Annotated in this window: 19 protein-coding genes, 1 tRNA gene and 1 pseudogene; 12 read left to right on the top strand and 9 right to left on the bottom strand. The window is 64.2% G+C overall.

All coding sequences use genetic code 11. The annotated features are described in order from the left end of the window. Positions 1-179 precede the first annotated feature (179 nt). The 3 genes from ACO550_RS13495 (at position 180) to ACO550_RS13485 (ending at position 3,730) form a co-directional block, all read left to right on the top strand. Entirely contained in the window at positions 180-2,516 is a 2,337-nt protein-coding gene (locus ACO550_RS13495; protein ID WP_315592553.1) for a DNA translocase FtsK, read from the top strand. Between the two features lie 135 nt (positions 2,517-2,651). After that, positions 2,652-3,287 (top strand): outer membrane lipoprotein chaperone LolA, encoded by a 636-nt coding sequence (gene lolA, locus ACO550_RS13490; RefSeq protein ID WP_315592554.1) that lies wholly within the window; start codon positions 2,652-2,654, stop codon positions 3,285-3,287. Positions 3,288-3,304: 17 nt separating this feature from the next. Then, entirely contained in the window at positions 3,305-3,730 is a 426-nt protein-coding gene (locus tag ACO550_RS13485) for a hypothetical protein (protein WP_315592555.1), read from the top strand. A gap of 30 nt (positions 3,731-3,760) precedes the next feature. Here ACO550_RS13485 and ACO550_RS13480 read toward each other — a convergent pair whose 3' ends face one another. Beyond that, entirely contained in the window at positions 3,761-3,928 is a 168-nt protein-coding gene (locus tag ACO550_RS13480; RefSeq protein WP_315592556.1) for a hypothetical protein, read from the bottom strand. A 122-nt stretch (positions 3,929-4,050) separates the two neighbouring features. After that, positions 4,051-4,734, bottom strand: coding sequence for a hypothetical protein (locus ACO550_RS13475; RefSeq protein ID WP_315592557.1), 684 nt, complete (start codon positions 4,732-4,734; stop codon positions 4,051-4,053). A gap of 225 nt (positions 4,735-4,959) precedes the next feature. Here ACO550_RS13475 and ACO550_RS13470 point away from each other — a divergent pair, with 225 nt between their 5' ends. The 3 genes from ACO550_RS13470 to ACO550_RS13460 all read left to right on the top strand — a co-directional run bounded on the left by ACO550_RS13470 (position 4,960) and on the right by ACO550_RS13460 (position 7,926). Next, on the top strand, positions 4,960-6,303 hold the full coding sequence (locus ACO550_RS13470) for a replication-associated recombination protein A (protein ID WP_315592584.1): 1,344 nt from the start codon (positions 4,960-4,962) through the stop codon (positions 6,301-6,303). A 136-nt stretch (positions 6,304-6,439) separates the two neighbouring features. Continuing rightward, a complete protein-coding gene (serS, locus tag ACO550_RS13465) occupies positions 6,440-7,747 on the top strand; it encodes a serine--tRNA ligase (protein WP_315592558.1) in 1,308 nt (435 codons plus the stop codon). Between the two features lie 89 nt (positions 7,748-7,836). Then, a tRNA-Ser gene (locus ACO550_RS13460) sits at positions 7,837-7,926 on the top strand. A 573-nt stretch (positions 7,927-8,499) separates the two neighbouring features. Here ACO550_RS13460 and ACO550_RS13455 read toward each other — a convergent pair. From ACO550_RS13455 to ACO550_RS13440, 4 genes and pseudogenes are all read right to left on the bottom strand, one after another. After that, positions 8,500-9,525 (bottom strand): annotated as a pseudogene (locus tag ACO550_RS13455) (recombinase family protein); the annotation flags it as partial. An 18-nt stretch (positions 9,526-9,543) separates the two neighbouring features. Then, positions 9,544-9,798: a hypothetical protein gene (locus ACO550_RS13450; protein ID WP_021691168.1), complete on the bottom strand. Its 255-nt coding sequence runs from the start codon at positions 9,796-9,798 to the stop codon at positions 9,544-9,546. Between the two features lie 115 nt (positions 9,799-9,913). Further along, positions 9,914-10,207: a type II toxin-antitoxin system RelE/ParE family toxin gene (locus ACO550_RS13445; protein WP_021691169.1), complete on the bottom strand. Its 294-nt coding sequence runs from the start codon at positions 10,205-10,207 to the stop codon at positions 9,914-9,916. Next, complete coding sequence (locus tag ACO550_RS13440; RefSeq protein WP_021691170.1) at positions 10,204-10,473, bottom strand: CopG family ribbon-helix-helix protein; 270 nt, start codon at positions 10,471-10,473, stop codon at positions 10,204-10,206. Before ACO550_RS13440 ends, ACO550_RS13445 begins: the two co-directional genes overlap by 4 nt. Before the next feature lie 463 nt (positions 10,474-10,936). On the opposite strand from ACO550_RS13440, the gene ACO550_RS13435 reads away from it, so the two are divergent. Further along, positions 10,937-12,991: a ParB/RepB/Spo0J family partition protein gene (locus tag ACO550_RS13435; RefSeq protein WP_021691171.1), complete on the top strand. Its 2,055-nt coding sequence runs from the start codon at positions 10,937-10,939 to the stop codon at positions 12,989-12,991. 217 nt (positions 12,992-13,208) lie between these two features. On the opposite strand, the gene ACO550_RS13430 is transcribed toward ACO550_RS13435, so the two are convergent. Beyond that, a complete protein-coding gene (locus ACO550_RS13430) occupies positions 13,209-13,661 on the bottom strand; it encodes a hypothetical protein (RefSeq protein ID WP_315592559.1) in 453 nt (150 codons plus the stop codon). On the opposite strand from ACO550_RS13430, the gene ACO550_RS13425 reads away from it, so the two are divergent. The 5 genes from ACO550_RS13425 (at position 13,660) to ACO550_RS13405 (ending at position 16,806) form a co-directional block, all read left to right on the top strand. After that, positions 13,660-13,959 carry a DUF736 domain-containing protein gene (locus tag ACO550_RS13425; RefSeq protein WP_021691172.1) on the top strand — a complete coding sequence of 100 codons (300 nt, stop codon included), beginning with the start codon at positions 13,660-13,662 and terminating at the stop codon, positions 13,957-13,959. The two genes, ACO550_RS13430 and ACO550_RS13425, sit on opposite strands and share 2 nt — an antisense overlap. A gap of 287 nt (positions 13,960-14,246) precedes the next feature. Further along, a complete protein-coding gene (locus ACO550_RS13420; RefSeq protein ID WP_021691173.1) occupies positions 14,247-15,086 on the top strand; it encodes a DUF932 domain-containing protein in 840 nt (279 codons plus the stop codon). A 516-nt stretch (positions 15,087-15,602) separates the two neighbouring features. After that, on the top strand, positions 15,603-15,875 hold the full coding sequence (locus ACO550_RS13415) for a DNA -binding domain-containing protein (RefSeq protein WP_021691174.1): 273 nt from the start codon (positions 15,603-15,605) through the stop codon (positions 15,873-15,875). Positions 15,876-16,022: 147 nt separating this feature from the next. Next, positions 16,023-16,244: a transcriptional regulator domain-containing protein gene (locus tag ACO550_RS13410; RefSeq protein WP_021691175.1), complete on the top strand. Its 222-nt coding sequence runs from the start codon at positions 16,023-16,025 to the stop codon at positions 16,242-16,244. A gap of 16 nt (positions 16,245-16,260) precedes the next feature. Continuing rightward, positions 16,261-16,806, top strand: a complete 546-nt coding sequence (locus ACO550_RS13405; protein WP_419723065.1) for a DUF2285 domain-containing protein — start codon at positions 16,261-16,263, stop codon at positions 16,804-16,806. A 106-nt stretch (positions 16,807-16,912) separates the two neighbouring features. On the opposite strand, the gene ACO550_RS13400 is transcribed toward ACO550_RS13405, so the two are convergent. Both ACO550_RS13400 and ACO550_RS13395 read right to left on the bottom strand, forming a co-directional pair. Next, positions 16,913-17,194 (bottom strand): hypothetical protein, encoded by a 282-nt coding sequence (locus ACO550_RS13400; protein ID WP_021691178.1) that lies wholly within the window; start codon positions 17,192-17,194, stop codon positions 16,913-16,915. Positions 17,195-17,197: 3 nt separating this feature from the next. Then, complete coding sequence (locus ACO550_RS13395; RefSeq protein WP_021691179.1) at positions 17,198-18,187, bottom strand: caspase family protein; 990 nt, start codon at positions 18,185-18,187, stop codon at positions 17,198-17,200.

Here is an 18,187-nt window from a genome sequence, read left to right as displayed (position 1 = left end):
TGCGTTCCTGTAGGCAACAAGTGAGTCGACGCGGCGGTTACGCCGGTGTCACTCGAAACCGCCATTATATGTGGCACGGCGTTTGCCGACTGTTGCAAATTCCAATGGGTGCGATAGCTCCGGCAAAGGTTAAAATGGCCGCCATCGTCCACTTCGCACGATTGAACAGACCCTGACGCATGGCTCGCGCAACCACGACTACCCGGACCGACCCGTCGGCACTTCCATCGCGTATCGGCAAGCTGCTTGGCGAGGTGCGCTGGTTCCTGCTGCTCGCCGTGACGCTCGGCTTCCTGTGTGTGCTGGCCAGTTACAGCAAGGCCGACCCCGGCTGGTCGCACGCCAGCCAGGTGGCCGATATCCACAACCTTGGCGGCCGCGTGGGCGCCTGGGTGGCTGACGTACTGTTCTTCATCTTCGGCTTCTCCGCCTATTGGTGGAGCGTGCTGCTGATGCGCCGCTGCTGGCGTGGCTGGCGTGTGCTGACCGCCGAACTGCCCGAGCGCGTACCCGAACCGCACCACCACAGCACGGCCGTAAGCTGGATCGGCTTTGTGCTCACGCTGGTGTCGAGCATGGGCCTCGAGGCGATCCGCATGTATCCGCTACGGGCGGCGCTGCCGCGCGCACCGGGCGGCGTGCTGGGCGACCTGCTGGGTGGCTGGCTGCAACTGGCGCTTGGGTTCTCTGGCGCCACGCTGTTGCTGTTGCTGTTGCTCGCGATCGGCCTGTCGCTGTTCTTCCATTTCTCGTGGCTGTCGGTGGCCGAGCATGTGGGCGGCTTTGTCGAGACGCTGTTCATGGGATTCAAGGCGCGTCGCGAGAAAAAGCAGGACCGCATCATCGGCGCCGCGGCCAAGGTGGAACGAACGGAAACCGTAGAGGTGCAACGCGTCAGGCAGGAAGAGGCCGCGCCGGTGCAGATCGTACGTCCGCAGGCCGTGCCCAAGCACGAACGGGTGGAGCGCGAGAAGCAGCAGCCACTGTTCGCCGATATCCAGGACTCCGACCTGCCGCCGCTGTCGCTGCTCGATCCGATTCCCACGCAGCAGGAAACCGTCAGCGCCGAAACGCTCGAATATACCTCGCGCCTGATCGAAAAGAAGCTCAAGGACTTTGGCGTCGAGGTCAAGGTGGTGGCCGCGTATCCGGGCCCGGTGATCACGCGCTACGAAATCGAGCCGGCCACCGGCGTCAAGGGCAGCCAGGTGGTGAATCTTGCGCGCGATCTGGCACGCAGCCTGTCGCTGGTGTCGATCCGTGTGGTCGAGACGATTCCGGGCAAGAACTACATGGGCCTGGAACTGCCGAATCCGAAGCGCCAGACCGTGCGCCTGTCCGAGATCCTGGGCTCGCAGGTCTACAACGAGAGCGCGTCGAACCTGACCATGGCGCTCGGCAAGGACATCGCGGGCAAGCCGATGGTGGCCGACCTGGCCAAGATGCCTCACTGCATGGTGGCCGGTACCACGGGCTCCGGTAAATCGGTGGGCATCAACGCGATGATCCTGTCGCTGCTCTACAAGGCCAAGGCCGACCAGGTGCGCCTGATCCTGATCGATCCGAAGATGCTTGAAATGAGCGTCTACGAAGGCATTCCGCACTTGCTTTGCCCGGTCGTGACAGACATGCGCCAGGCCGGCAATGCGCTGAACTGGGCGGTCGGCGAGATGGAGCGCCGCTACAAGCTCATGAGCAAGCTTGGCGTGCGCAACCTTGCCGGTTACAACAAGAAAATCGACGAGGCCGCGGCGAAGGAAGAAAAGATTCCGAATCCGTTCAGCCTGACACCCGATGCGCCGGAGCCGCTGGACAAGCTGCCGGTCATCGTGATCGTGATCGACGAACTGGCCGACCTGATGATGGTGGTCGGCAAGAAGGTCGAGGAGCTGATTGCCCGGATCGCGCAGAAGGCGCGCGCGGCGGGCCTGCACCTGGTGCTGGCCACGCAGCGGCCGTCCGTCGACGTGATCACGGGCCTGATCAAGGCCAACGTGCCGACCCGGATCGCGTTCCAGGTCAGCAGCAAGATCGACTCGCGCACCATCCTGGACCAGCAGGGCGCGGAAGCACTGCTGGGCATGGGTGACATGCTTTACCTGGCGCCGGGAACCGGAATGCCGATACGCGTGCATGGAGCCTTCGTGTCCGATGAGGAAGTGCACCGCGTGGTCGAGAAGCTCAAGGAAGGCGGCGAAGCCAACTACATCGAGGGCATTCTTGAAGGTGGCGTGATCGATGGCGATGGCGGGGCCGATGCCTTTGGCGGCGGTGCCGGCATTGGCGGCGGCGGTGCCGAGGCCGACCCGCTCTACGACCAGGCCGTGGAAGTGGTGATCAAGAACCGCCGGGCCTCGATCTCACTGGTGCAACGCCATCTGCGCATCGGTTACAACCGCGCGGCGCGCCTGCTCGAAGACATGGAGAAGGCCGGGTTGGTCTCGGCCATGTCCGGCAATGGCAACCGCGACATCCTGGTCCCAGCCGGTGCCGGCGCGGGCCCGGGTGACGACTGACCCGCATCGGTTTTCCCACAGCACAGGTCGATGTGACGGGTAATATACCGTTACGCCCGTCACAGCCTGTCGCGGAATTGCCGATGCGCGGCCCGCTCTAACCAGACATTAGCGACTCAGAAAGGACCCGATTCCATGCGATCTCGCATTCTCGCGCCACTGTGCGCGACGCTGGCGCTGCTGGCCGCCGTGCCCGCCGCCCAGGCCGCCGCGACCGACCAGTTGCAGACCTTCGTGACCAGCGTGAAGTCCGCGCGGGGTGAATTCACGCAGAAGCAGGTCAAGGGGCAGGGCGCCAGCGCCAAGGTTTCCGGCACGTCGAGCGGCACGTTTGCATTCGCGCGCCCGGGCAAGTTCACGTGGCGCTATACCAAGCCGTACGATCAACTGCTGCAGGCCGACGGCCAGACGCTGTATATCTACGACAAGGACCTGAACCAGGTGACCGAGCGCAAGCTCGATGGCGCGTTGGGTTCCAGTCCGGCCGCGATCCTGTTCGGCAGCAACGACCTGAGCAAGAACTTCGATGTGAAGAACGGTGCCACGCGCGACGGCGTGGAATGGCTGGAACTGACGCCCAAGGCGAAGGATACCCAGTTCGAGCGCATCGGCATTGGCTTCAAGGCCGGTAATCTCGAAGCCATGGAATTGCGCGATGCGTTTGGCAACACCACGCTGCTGTCGTTCACAGGTATCCAGAAGAATCCGCCGCTGCCCGCGGACGCATTCCGCTTCACGGTGCCCAAGGGCGCGGATGTGATGAAGCAGTAATTCGCCCAAGGACCGCCATGAAAAACGCTCACCCATCCCTGTTCCGTCTGCATCGCGGAAAATTTGCCGCCCCGGGCAGCGCGTTGGCCGCCGCATTGGTGTTGTCGGCGTGCGCGCACAGCCAGGCCAGCCGGTTCGATGTCGATGCCTTCCTGCGTGGCTCGGACACGGCATTGCCTGAAGTGCTGGGCAATCCCGACTTTCTCAAGGCGACGCAGATCACCGCGAACGATTGCGCCGCACTGCTGCAGTCGCCACATAGCGGCGCCCTGGAAGACCTGCCGGCCAGCAATACGGCGCGCGGGCCGGCATGGGTACTCCATCCGGCCAGTACACCCGACAAGGTGTGGCTGATCGTGGGTCAGTCCGGCGGCGAGCGCACCTGCCATGGTCCGCTGCCGGCAGACGCCATGAAGGTGTTGACCGACCGGGCCAAGGGCTGAGGTCCAAGGCCCTGCCGTCAGCGTGAGGCGCTAGGCCAGCGCCTCGCGCGCATAGCGTTGGCGCGGCTTGGGCAACGCCTGAAGCTTCTCGCGCCGGATGCGGATCGCTTCCTCGTCATTGCGCTTGATTGCGGCGCGCAGTTTCAGCACGGCTTTCTTGTACTGCTTTTTCTTGCGCATGCGGGTGGTGATGGCCATGGCGGTGACGTCCTCCTGGTTTGTCAGTCCCCCATGGTACGGCCCGCATGCCGCCGCCAAGCCCGATGTCGAAAGAATTCAGATCTGGCGGCAAGGATGCTCAATGAGGCGGTGCAGCATGATCAGAGCAGGAACCGCCGGTTGTCGTTTTCCTCGTAACGCGGCTCTATCTTGCGGAAGGTGAGCTTGGTGCTGCTCTTGAGCTTGCGCCCGGCCGTCTTGCGCTGTAACTGGCGATGCACCGCGCGGATATGGCCTACCGAGTCCTGCGCATAAGGTTTGCCGTCGGTTGCACCGGCCAGGCCGCCGCCGGCTGCCAGTGCATCGTTGTGAGCGGCCGCTGACTTCGCGATCAGCACATCAAGATACTGGCGCGCACGCACCGCGGCATGCAGTTGGCCATCGGCCGGATTCTGCTTGGCGCGGACCGCATCCTGCGGCAGGCGCACATTGCCCGCCACACGGCGCAATGCTGCGCGCAGTTCGGCCCCGTCGAGCGTCGCGTCCTGCACGATCCAGACCGCATCGTGGCGGATCCAGCCTTCGGCGTCGGCCATGCGGCGCAACAGCGCCGGCAGCAACACTCGGCCGCCATAGCGGTGCGTGCGGCGGATCGCGGCCAGGCCGATACGACGCACGTGCGCGTTTTCATGGTCGAACAGGTCGGTGATGACACGGTCGGCGTCTTCCTGTGATTCGATCAGTTCGGCGAACTGGCCGGCCAGCGAGATCTCTTCCACGCCATTGAGCTTGTTCTTGCTCGCCAGGCGGTTCAGCTTGAACATCAGCATGCGGTAACGCAGCATACAAATCCCCGAAATTCGAAAACAGTCGTTCTGCGGTGAGCTGCCGGTCGTGACGCCGGCGTCGGATTTCCCGCGTGGCTTGAAGCGCGGGCCATTGGGTGCTATCGGCGCAGTTGAAGTCGGACTTGAGCCCGCCGGTCAAAAAATCCGCGCACGCGGGATCGTCTACACTGTGGCGTTCCGTGCCGCGTTGGCGGCCGCACCCGATTGAAAGGCTTGTACACCGTGGCGGATTCGCTGTTCTCCGACCCCCCTGACCGTTCCCGGCAACCGCTCGCGGAGCGCCTGCGCCCGCGCAATATCGACGAAGTCATTGGCCAGCAGCACCTGCTGGGCGCCGGCAAGCCGCTGCGCGTGGCCTTTGCATCGGGCGAACCGCACTCGATGATCCTGTGGGGCCCGCCCGGTGTGGGCAAGACCACGCTGGCCAGATTGATGGCCGACGCCTTCGATGCCGAGTTCATCGCGTTGTCGGCCGTGCTGTCGGGTGTCAAGGACATTCGCGAGGCCGTCGAGCGCGCCGAGCAGTTCCGCGCCCATGGCCGTCGCACGCTGGTGTTCGTCGATGAGGTGCATCGCTTCAACAAGAGCCAGCAGGACGCGTTCCTGCCGCACGTGGAAAGCGGGCTGTTCGTGTTCATTGGCGCGACCACCGAGAACCCGTCGTTCGAGGTCAACGGCGCGCTGCTGTCGCGCGCGGCGGTCTACGTGCTCAAGAGTCTCGACGAGAGTGAACTCAAGCAATTGGTGCTGCGCGCCAGCGAGGAGCTGGGCGGCGTGACATGGGACGACGAGGCCATGGGCCTGATCGTCGGTTCGGCCGATGGCGATGGCCGCAAGCTGCTCAACAATATCGAAATCGTGGTGCGCGCCGCGCGCAATGCCGGCGTGCAGGCCATCGACACCGCATTGCTGGGCAGCGCAATCTCGGAAAACCTGCGCCGTTTCGACAAGGGCGGGGATGCGTTCTACGACCAGATCAGCGCGCTGCACAAGTCGGTGCGTGGCTCCGACCCGGACGGCGCGCTGTACTGGTTCTGCCGCATGCTCGATGGCGGTGCCGATCCGCGCTACCTGGCGCGGCGCATCGTGCGGATGGCGTGGGAAGACATCGGCCTGGCCGATCCGCGCGCAGCGCGCATCACGCTCGATGCGTCGGAAACGTACGAACGCCTTGGGTCGCCCGAAGGTGAACTGGCGCTGGCCCAGGCGCTGATCTACCTGGCCGTGGCGCCCAAGTCGAACGCCGGTTACAACGCCTACAACGCGGTACGCGCGTTCGTTGCCAAGGACAAGTCGCGTCCCGTGCCCGTGCATTTGCGCAATGCACCGACCCGGCTGATGAAGGAACTCGGCTACGGTCACGCCTACCGCTATGCGCACGATGAACCGGAAGCCTATGCGGCCGGCGAGCACTACCTGCCGGACGACCTGCGGCGCCAGGACTGGTACCAGCCTGTACCGCGCGGGCTGGAGGGCAAGATTGCCGACAAGCTGCGGCATTTGCGCGACCTCGATGCGGCGTGGCATCGCGAGCACAAGGACCGCGAAAAGGGCGGCAACGGCTGAGCGCGCGCGCCGATCCGGCGAACAGCCGGTGAAAACGGCACAGATTCGGCGCCGTCCGGCCATGGCGGTGCAGTAAAATGTCGCGTTCGCCGGCATGTTGCCGGCACCGCACACCGATTTGCACACCGACTGCAATATGCTCGACATCCAGCTGTTCCGCAAAGACATCGACGCCGTGGCCCAGCGCCTCGCCACGCGCGGATTCCAACTCGACGTGGCTACGTTCCAGGGCCTGGAGGCCGAACGCAAGCAGTTGCAGACCCAGACCGAGGAGCTGCAGGCCCGTCGTAACACGCTGTCCAAGCAGATCGGCATGCTCAAGGGCAAGGGCGAGGACGCATCGGCCCCGATGGCCGAAGTTGCCGGTATCGGCGATACCCTGAAGGCCTCGGCCGAGCGCCTGGCACAGATCCAGGGCCAGCTCAACGACGCCATGATGTCGATCCCGAACCTGCCGCATGAAAGCGTGCCGGTGGGCAAGGACGAGACGCAGAACGTCGAAGTGCGCCGCATTGGCACGCCGCGCACGTTCGACTTCGAGGTCAAGGATCACGTCGACGTTGGCGGGAAGCTCGGTCTCGATTTCGAAACCGCATCGAAGGTCACCGGCTCGCGCTTCGCATTCCTGCGTGGTGGCGTGGCGCGCATGCATCGCGCGCTGGTGCAACTGATGGTGGATACGCACACGCTGGAGCACGGCTACACCGAGATGTACGTGCCGTACATCGTCAATGCCGCATCGATGCGTGGCACCGGCCAGTTGCCGAAGTTCGAGGACGACCTGTTCAAGGTGCCGCGCAAGGTGGGTGGCGAAGATGGCCAGGACACCATCGAGAACTTCTACCTGATCCCGACCGCCGAAGTGCCGCTGACCAATATGGTTCGCGATGCGATCGTGGCTGCCGAAAAGCTGCCGCTGCGTTACGTGGCCCATACGCCGTGCTTCCGTTCCGAAGCCGGTTCGTACGGCAAGGACACGCGCGGCATGATCCGCCAGCACCAGTTCGACAAGGTCGAGATGGTGCAGGTGGTGCCGGCCGACCAGTCGATGGATGCGCTCGAGCAAATGACCGGCCATGCCGAAACGATCCTGAAGAAGCTCGAACTGCCGTTCCGTACCGTGGTGCTGTGCACGGGCGACATGGGCTTTGGCAGCACCAAGACCTACGACATCGAGGTGTGGATCCCGGCGCAGAACACCTACCGGGAAATCAGTTCGTGCTCGAATATGGGCGATTTCCAGGCGCGCCGCATGCAGGCACGCTCGCGCGCCGGGCAGGGCAAGCCAGAACTCGTGCATACGCTGAACGGTTCGGGCCTGGCCGTGGGCCGCACGCTGGTGGCGATCCTGGAAAACTACCAGAATGCCGATGGCTCGCTGACGGTGCCCAAGGCACTCCAGCCGTACATGGGCGGCATCACGCGACTGGAACCGGAAGCGTAAAAAAATGTTGTAGAGGGGGCTTGCGTTGCAGGTAGCAATGTCCCTATAATCTTGGTTTCGCCGCTCACCAAGCGGTCGACCAAGTTACCGGAGAGGTGGCAGAGTGGTCGAATGTACCTGACTCGAAATCAGGCGTACCGGCGACGGTACCGTGGGTTCGAATCCCACCCTCTCCGCCACTTCGGAACAACGATGGGCACTCCGCCCGCCGCCGTGGCTACGCCATTGGCGGCCAGCACGCGGAGCAGGTTGCTCTTCGATCCCATGATGCGGACCTCGCCGCGATCGACCTCGACCCGCTGCGCCAAGGCGCGAAGATGGTCGCGGCGATAGCCGCCGCCTTCCGTGCGGATGCGCCGCCGCGCCGTTGACGCGAACTTTCGCAACGTGGCCGGCGTGATGGCCTGCTGCGTCGAGTTGAGCAGGAGGGCCGAGGCCCGCTCGGCATCCGCCCGCGCCTGATCGCGAGTCGCCTTCAAGGCGACGATGCGATCCCTGAGCGCCGGATCGTCCAAATCGGCGACGCCGCTTTCGATCGCGTCGTAGAGCCGTTTCAGGCGCAGCTCGGTCTCGGCGGATCGCCGGTTCAATTCCGCGATATGCTCGCGGCGCCGGTCGCTGCGCTCCTGTCGACGATCCAGAACCTCGGCTAGTACATCCTCCAGCCGGTCGGGATCGAGCAGCCGGTCGGCCAGATAGTTTGCGACCAGATCGTCCAGCCGCTCCATCGAAACCGTCATGCCCTCGCAGGCGGTCGCGCCCTGCCGCGCCTTCATCGAACAGGTGTAATAGCGATAGCGCCCACCCTTCCCGGTGCGAATCGTCATCGCGCCGCCGCACTTCCCGCAATGGATCAGGCCCGTCAGCAGCGTCGGGCCACCGACGACCTGCGGATGGGCGACCTTCGGGTTGCGCGCCTTGAAATGTGCCTGCACCGCATCGAACGTGGCCTGGTCGATGATCGCCGGAACCTCGACCGCGATCACTTCCTCGGAGGGCTTCAATTCCTTGCTCTTGCCGCGCTTGTTGAACTCGTGGCGGCCGATATAGGTCGGCCGGGTCAGCATCCGATGAACCGTGCCGATGCCCCAGCGGCCGCCGTCGCGCGTGAAGATACGGCGCTCGTTGAGATGCTTGGTGATCGACTTCACGCCCATCGGGCCGGATGTGCCGTCGCCTTCCAGCGCCAGCTTGAACGCCAGCCGCACCGTGTCGGCGTGGATCGGGTCGATCTCCAGCTTCTTCTTCATCTTCGCGCCGCGTTGCTCGGCATCGACCACGCGATATCCGATCGGCGGCAGCGAGCCGTTCCAGAAGCCTTGCCGGGCATTTTCCTTGAGCGCGCGAAGGACGTGCTTCGCATTCTCCTTCGACTGATATTCGTCGAACAGCGCCATGATCTGACGCATCATGACGTGCATCGGATCGTCGCCCATTTCCTGCGTGATCGACAACAGCTTGACGCCGTTCTTGGCGAGCTTGCGAACGTAGAACTCCAGTTCGAAGTGATCGCGGAAGAAGCGCGAGAAGCTGTGGACCACCACTACGTCGAACGACGCGGGCTTGCTGGTCCCGGCCTCGATCATGCGCTGGAACTCGGGCCGCCGGTCGTTCGTCGCCGATGCGCCGGCCTCGACGAAGGTATCGACCAGCTCCAGTCCCCGCGACAGGCAATAGGCTTCGCCCTGCTTGCGCTGATCGGGGATCGACACGTCATGCTCGGCCTGCCGCGCCGTTGAAACGCGCAGGTAAAGGGCGGCGCGCAGCGGCACGGTCATGGTAGCGAACTCCTCACATCATTGGCACGGCCCGAACAGCTCGTCGAAAACGTCGCCGAACCATGCCTCGAACACATCCACTTCCGCACTCGTGACCGGCACGCGCTCGGGCCAGTCGTCGGTGACGGTCCAGGTCGAAAGATCGTCCTTCGGGCTTTTCCCCGCGCAAGGACGGAGGCTGCCGACCGGCAGCGTGGCATAGTCGAACAGGTCGTCCGGGCATTCGGCCCGGCGACGATGGGGGCGACGATGGACTTTGCGGGCAAGGGCCATCCCGACAGGCTGCTTCGCGCTCGCGCCTCATGCAAAGCCTCTGTCGCGGCGAAGCGCAGATAGGGGCGAAGGGCGGCGCGCTGCATCGTAGCGTTCGATGCGGCCGGCCTCATCGTCAGTCGTCCGACTCGAAGCTGCGCTCCTCGCGGCAATGCCACAGGCGCAGGATGAAGATCGTCGCATCCGCAATCTCGTAGCGCAGCTCGTAATTGCCGACGATGATGCGCCGAACCTCGCGCGGCTCGTAGGCGTCCAGCTTCTCGCCGATCCGGGGATAGTCGAGCAGCCGATCCGGCGCGCGCGAGAGCTGCTGCACGACCCGCGCCGCCGCCTCCGGGGCAACCGGACGCAGATGCTCGTGCAGCCGCACCAAATCCGAGGACGCCTTGCCGGTCCACTTGATCCTCATGCCGAAGGCGGCGGCAGCGGGGTGTCAGTGCCGAGGCTGTCCGCCCAAGCGCGCACGGCCTGATGGTCGATCACGCGCCCGGCATCGACATCTTCCATTGCTTCGAGCGTCATGCGGTGACGCTCCTCCTCCTGATCAACCCAGGCGGCGAGCGCCTGTTTCATCACCCAGCCACGCGAGCGTTCGAGCCGCGAGGCCATTGCTTCAACCTTCTCCGCGAGGTGCAGCGGGACGTGTGCGGTCAACACTTTTGTCTCAGTCGCCATGTTCATCACCTGCTATCAACCCGATTAAAATATAATCGAAATAGGCTGGAAAAGCAAGGTCAGCAGAATGGCTTGGCGCCTCCCTACGGGACCGCCGCTCTATCTCCGCTGCGCTCCGACCGAGCCCCTGACGGGTCTCGTCCCTGCCGGGTGACGATCAGCATGGCGGGGTGGCGCTGCTGCGCCGTTCGGCAATCCGCTGCGCGGATTGTTGTCTTTCCGATCTGCGGAGATCGAGCCAGGGCTGCGCCAGCCCGATCGCATCTGGTCGTTTCTCTCCCCGTCGATGGGGTGGGCGACGCTTCCCTTTAGGCCCGCCGCGCCGGGCCGCAACGCGCTGTTGGCGCGTCCTCCACTGCGTTCCGGTCCTGCGGATGCTGCCCGGCTCCGCCAGCGGGCCAACGGCAAGCTTCTTCGCCGCCCACCCCATTCCGGGGTGAGTGTGGTTTTTAGGAGAAGTGTGATGAACGCTGTTACCGAAATCCTAGCCGCCGAGCCTGTGTCGGGCGTCGAGATTTTCGTGCCGCTCGCCAAGCTCAAGAAGTCCCCGCGCAATGCCCGCAAGGTGCCGCATGGGGAAGCCGCTATCGAGGCGCTGGCCGCTTCGATCCAGCACAAGGGGCTGATCCAGAACCTTGTCGTAGAGCCGGAAACCAAGGAGGACGGGACGCCGACCGGCAACTATCTCGTTACCGCTGGTGAAGGCCGCAGGCTGGCGATGTTGCTGCGCGCCAAGCGCAAGCAGATCAAGAAGTCGGAAGTCGTGCGCTGCTGGCTCGATACCGCCAACGATCCGTCCGAAATCAGTCTGGACGAGAACGTGACCCGGACCCCTATGCACCCCGCCGACCAGTTCGAGCGGTTCCGCGAACTGTCCGAAAGCAAGGGCTATGGCGTGGAAGAAATCGGCGCGCGGTTTGGCGTGTCGGCTGGCGTGGTGAAGCAGCGGCTTCGCCTTGGCGCTGTCTCGCCCAAGCTGTTGCAGGTCTATCGGGAGGACGGTCTTACGCTGGATCAGCTTATGGCCTTCGCTATCACCGAGGACCATGACCGGCAGGAGCAGGTTTTCGCCAACCTGCATCACAACCGCGAACCGTGGATCATCCGGCGCGACATGACCGCAAGCAATGTCGTGGCAGAGGACCGGCGCGCGATATTCGTCGGAGCCGAAGCTTACGCGGAAGCGGGCGGCAACATCATCCGCGACCTGTTCAGCGAGGATCGTGGCGGGTTCTTCGAGGATGCGGGTTTGCTCGATACGCTCGCCGTCGAGAAATTGCGCGAAGTTGCCGAGCGCGTTCAGGCCGAGGGCTGGAAATGGGCCGAGGCGCATATCGACTATCCCCACGCCCACGGGATGCGGCGCTTCTATCCGCAGACCGTCGCCCTGTCCGACGAGGAGGAGGCGCGGGTCGATGAGGCATGGGCCGAGTACGACCAGATCGTCGACGGCTATGACTCGCTGGATGAAATGCCCGAGGATTTGGCGGCGAAAGCCCGTGCGCTGGACGCCGAAATGGACGCCCTGTCCGCCAAGCGTTCCGCCTACGACCCCAATGTGATCGCCAATGGCGGTGCGTTCGTCGTACTTCAACATGACGGCACGGTCAGGGTCGAGCGCGGTTTCGTGCGGGCCGAGGACGAGGCGTTGGCGGACCCCCAGCCGGAGCCGGAAGAAGGCGATGCGACCGAGCCGCAGATGGGCGACGACGAGCAGCCGGAGGACGGCGACGAGGACGTGCAGGATGCCGACGAGGACGAAGACCCGGGCAAGCCGATTTCCGACAGCCTCACCCGTGACCTGTCCGCCTATCGGACGCTGGCGCTTCGCGTGGCGCTGGCCGAGCAGCCCGATATGGCCCTGATCGCGCTGACCCACACGCTGACCGCGCAACTTTTCTACAGCTATGCGGAGGCCGGTTGCCTTGAGGTTCGTCCGACCGTGACCCCCTTGGGGAGCCATGCGGACGGGATCGAGGACACGCCATTGGCGGCACGGGCGAGCGAGCAGCACGAGGCATGGGCCGAGCGGATGCCGCGCGACGTGGCGGACCTGTGGGGCTTCATCGTCGGGCTGGACGAGGCGAAGCGGATTGCGTTGCTGGCGCATTGCGCGGCTCGCACCGTCAACGCTCTGCGGTTGCCGTGGGACCGCAAGCCCCGGTCGCTGCAAACGGCGGACAGGCTGGCGGACGCGCTGGCGCTGGACGTGGCGAAGGACTGGACGCCGACCGTGGACAGCTACCTTGGCCGCGTCACCAAGGCGCATATCGTGGACGCTGTGACCGAAGGCGTGTCCGAGGACGCCGCTCGCCGCATCGCGGACATGAAGAAGCCGGACATGGCGCAAGCCGCCGAGCAGCTTCTTTCCGGGACCGGCTGGCTTCCTGCCGTGCTGCGGACGCCCGAACCGGAGGGAGCGGACCCCGCGCCTGCGGAGCCGGAGGACGCGGATAGCGTGGAGCAGCCGCCCGAAGTGGAGGACAGCGAAGCATCCTTTGCTGTCGCCGCCGAATAGCGGCACGGGGCCGGGACCGCGCGAGCGGTCCCGGCTTCTTTTTGTGACCGGCGAAAAATCGCGGCCGCGCCCGTTGGGGCGCGGCCGCTTTCCCATTGCACAGGCGCCCCGCTCCGAGGACGCGGGGCGGCGTGCTGATAGCGGATCGACCGTTGCATTTCTGGAGGTGGGTTCGTCGAGTAAAGTTGCAGACCCACGCGGCGGGACCGCTCGGCGACTATGATGCGGGCGATGAGCGACGGTCTATGCCAGCCTCGCGCGGGATCTCGGCGAACACATAGGGAGCGTCAGCGGCGTTCGCTCTCCTGTAGTCTTTGCGAAGGATTACTTGCGAGGTGAGCCTGGCGCGGTCCAGCAAAGAAGCGAATGCCCTCCGACTGACGATGCCCATCATAGCCACGGCGTAGAATTTCCGGCTCGGCGACAACCGCGCGGCCTCTCGATTGGCTTGATCTAACCGGGGCCGGCTTCGCCTTGATCGGCCTGGCGCAACGGCGCCGCGCGGCTTTTTTCCGCCGCCTTCGGCTTTGCATCGCGAAACAAAAAAGCCGCGCGTCGCCATCCTCCGCTGTGCTTCGGCCGCAAGCGGTGCGCGTCCGATCATCCCCGCTTCACCGATCGCCATCGAGGCCGCGGCGGTCGTGGCCCGAAGCAAAAGGAACTTCGACATGGCCACCATCGGCACCTTCACCCAGGCGGGCAACGGCTCCTTCAGCGGAACCATCAAGACGCTCACCCTCAACGCAAAGGCCACCCTCCGTCCGATCGAGAAGGAGAGCGATAAGGCCCCCGATTTTCGTCTCGTGGTCGGCACGGTCGAGTGCGGCGCGGGATGGAAGAAGACCAGCCGCGAGAACCGCGACTACATCTCGGTCAAGCTGGACGATCCGACCTTCGCGGCTCCGATCTACGCCACTCTGGTCGAAACCGAGACCCCCGGCGAATACGCTCTCATCTGGTCGCGCTGACCTCGACACGGCGCCCCGCTCCCTCTGAGCGGGGCGCCTTCGTGTGTTGGTTCGCCAGTTCATAATATGGACGGGCCATCGGCCCGGCATGTTGTGAGGTGCTTGGGGCGCCGCCCCCAGCGCCCTTCGGAGCGGCTTCCGCCCAGCTTCCTTCACGCGCGAGCGCGTTCCGTGCAGCCGGTTCCCCGCGAAGCCGCCCACTCCGGTTGCACCCCCGGTCTCGCCGACGGGCAGGGTTTCAGCGCGGCGTTCCGCTGCGCGGAAACCCAAGCCCAAGGAGTTCAGCCATGTGTCATCAGCTTGCCACCCGGTTCGGCCGCAACGCCCATCAGATCAGCGGCCGTGAGGCGCTCGACAACGAGGCGCTGTATCGGCACGTGCCGTCCATCTTCGCCCGCGAGGCGCACGACAGCCGTTCGGAGCGCTATGTCTATGTTCCGACCATCGACATCGTGGAGGGGCTGCGCCGGGAAGGATGGTTCCCTTTCTTCGCGGTTCAGTCGGTTCCGCGCGACGGCAGCCGCCACGGCCACGCCAAGCACATGCTGCGCCTGCGCCGGGACGACGGTATCGGCAAGCCCGAGGCGGCCGAAGTCATCATCGTCAACAGCCATGACGGGACCAGCGCCTATCAGATGTTCGCCGGGATGCTGCGGTTCGTCTGCACCAATAGCATGATCGCGGGCGAGCGGTTCGAGGAGGTCCGCGTGCCGCACAAGGGCAACATCCAGCACGATATAATCGAGGGTGTTTACACCGTGGCGGAGGACTTCCCCCGGCTGATCGACGCCAGCGAGACCATGAAGGAGGTTCGGCTTTCCGAGGAAGAGCGCCGCTTACTCGGCGAGGTCAGCCTGGTCGCGCGCTACGGAGAGGACGAAAGCCCGTTGCGGCCCGAGCAGATCATCGAGCCGCGCCGCCGCGAGGACATGGGTGACAGCCTGTGGACCACGTTCAACGTCATTCAGGAGAATGTCGTTCGGGGCGGATTACAGGGCCGCAAGCGCAATGCCGAGGGCCGTATCCGCCGCAGCCAGACCCGCGCCATCAACGGCATCGACCAGAACGTGACGCTCAATCGCGCGCTTTGGACACTGGCCGAAGGGATGCAGCGCCTCAAAGCCTAACTATCGCCGCCGCAGGGCCGAGCTCGGCCCTGCGGCTTCGCCATTTCCGCGCCGATCCGCTGCGGCGGATCGGCGGCGGCCGCGCGTCCCCAAGGTCCGCGCGGCCGCAAAGGTTCGCTCGCCGGGCTGCCGCCCGGCTCGCTTTGGGTAGTCATTTCGGCAGTGCTGTTCTATGAAGTCCTCGGGCCGCTACGCGGCGGCCTGGGGTGTGGAAACCCCGGATTAACCGGTTCGGCGCCGGCCGTGACGGCGTCGCGATCCTTGACCATGCGGTCGGGGAGCCTGCGACGTATGTCCAGGTGCCTCGGTGCTAAAGGTCGTAGGAACCGAGTTAATCCGGTTTTCCAACTCCCCGATCACGGGTTCAGGAGCTGTTTGCGGGGGCGCACCGCAAATCAGCAGCCCTGTGAATTGTCGAGGCATTGCAGATTCCGCGCGCAGTCATGCAGAACGAGCGCATCGAAAATGCTCCGACATTGGCTTATTGGTTAACGCGGGCGGGAAGTCGGGGGCATCATGGTCAAGATGGGATTCGATGAATGCGCGCCTGATTCGCAGCAGCTCACCAGCTATGACGAGGGTCATTTGGCGGACTATCTGCGCTTGTTAGATGCTAACGCAGATGGAACCGATTGGCGCGAGGCAGCGGGACTGATTTTCGGCATCGACGCCGCCGTGGAGCCGGATCGTGCGAAGACGATGCATGACACTCATCTAGCTCGCGCGCGGTGGATAACAGAGGTGGGATATGCTCATCTGCTCGGCTGTCAGCCCCCGCTAAACCGTTAAAATTGAACTCCAATTTGGATCGAGTTCGGTTGTTATGGTCCCGCCCGCGCGACATGGTTGTGCGCGATCTTCGCTCTATCCTGTAGGTAAGGCGGCGACGATGTTGCGTTCTCCGAAATCCGCGCAGAGCGCGGCGGGGAGGATGCAATGCCGACGCCACCTGGGCGTCGCCAGCGGCGCGCCGGCGGACTGTCCGACGCCCTCGGGCGCGCCGATTTAGCAGCTGAGTTCCTACGCCGAAACCGCACCTATCGCGCCGAACACACGCAGATGCAGCAGCGCATCGCGAGCGGCGCCGTCGCGAAGAACGCCGCCGAGACGGCGTTCGCGCGGCGCTGGGGGTTGTCCTTTCGCCACGGCGCCGGATGAGCTTTTAGAGTCGGTCATCTGGCGCCCGGAGCTGACCGCCGTCACGGTCATTCTCGACGCCGCGCCGGAGGGATTTGAGACCGCCGCCCCGGTCCCTCCGCGCGCGCTGGGCGCGCTGCTCGCCGACCTGGCCGGGATCGACGGCCGCCATGTCGTCGTCGCCGACGCGGCCGGCGAGCATCGGCTGTGGCTGCGCGATCCTGCACCGGGCAAGCCGCTCGCCGCGATCATTCCGCTCGACAAGGACTTCATCACCCGGATCGCGAGCCTGCTGCGCTTTCACCGGCGTCTGCTCGGCCGGACAGCCGGGCCGCTGCCGCGCGGCTGGCCGCTGACGGCCTATCGGCTCGCACGGCTCGACCTGATGCTCCGCGCGATAGACCTCCGTCAGAACGGCGCAACCTACCGCGAAATCGCGACAGCGCTGGGACGCGATGACGCTGCCCGTCTTTCCGCGAGCGACTGGAAAATGTCGGCCTCGCGGTCATTCGTCGTGCGCCTGGTCCGCGACGGCATCGCCATGATGAATGGCGACTATCGCAAGCTGCTCCGCATTCGTTGATCGTCCTAAACGGCCCCTCGAAATTGGATTATAGGACTTTCACGCAATATAAGGTCGCGCAGTTTCCGGCGCGGCGGCGTTGCGGCAGCAAAGTAACGACCTAACATCAAGAACGAGCATTGAGAGCGGTGGCTATTAGGGGCAGGTAGCGACTAACTTGATCGCGGTCGCTTTGCTTCTCTTTGGCGCTGAGATCATGGTAGTCCGTCGCCGCTTGCCGATCCCATCGTTCCACCAGTTCGGCAGGCAAGACGAGCGAGCCGTCTGCTTGCCTGACGCCCTTTGAATGCATGTATCGCTGCCAATGTGACCAGCGCTCATGCTCGATCGCAGCCAGTTCGTCCATGAGACCGTACAAGACGGCATCGACGTCGATCGGATCGCCCATCGGTTAGATGAGCCCGTCAGCGACAAGCTGCCGATAATGCTGTCCGAGAACCGTCAACTCGCAGGACTTGCTGTTCATCGCTGCGTGCCACATGTGGGCTTCCCCGACCGGACGAACCAAATTTACCTTCACATAGCGCTGTAACACCGCAAAGACCGCGTTCTTTTGGGGGTCTGGTGGCGGTAGATTTGGGTCAGCCTTCTGTTCCTCCGTGCGTTCCGGCTCGTAGCTGGGATCTAGGGGAAAATCATAGTCCGGGCGGGGGAAATATGTCGCCAGCACTTGCAAATCCGCAAGCGGGATCGGTGCTGCAGCCTTACGCAATGACACGAAGGTCTTCACATTGGTCTTGAACATAGGGCGTTGTGCCCAAGGGCCAAGAGATTGATCGATATGCGCATAGACGCTGCCGGGCGTTACGTCGCCAAGTAGATTTGCAGCCGCACCGCCGAGTGCATCGACGAATAGGCTCGTGAAGACACCGGCCCCACCTCCGGGAACTTCCATCGCATATTGCTCTGCGGTTGAAGCCGTCAGAATGGTCATGCCTTCCTTCACTTCGGCAATCATCTGCTCCGGCCGCGTGCCTGCAACGCCACTGTGGCAACTATCGAGAATGACGATCTTGTTCTTTGCGGGAGACTTCCCTGCGAGAGTCATCAACTCGGAGAGCGAGAGACCATCGTCGCCAGACTTGCATTCCGTGCCACACAGAAAACCGCCAGTATCTTCAATGTAGCCATGACCGGCAAAATAGAAGAGCGCGATTTCCGAATCGTCAGCAAATAGTTCTCTAACCGCGTCCTTGAGCCGCCCCTTTTCGACTCGATCCGTCGCGCTGGTTCCAGTCAGCAACATCGGCGTGGCGAAATTGACAGTGCCGTCGGCATGCCGTTCGAGCACGCTTTTCACCGAGTGAGCGTCATTTACGCAACCACTCAGGCCGCCAATGTGGTCGTAGTGGTCGATACCGACAATGAGAGCCTTACGCAC

This window comes from Cupriavidus sp., from assembly GCF_057315035.1.
This window is presented reverse-complemented; position numbering and strand designations above follow the sequence as displayed.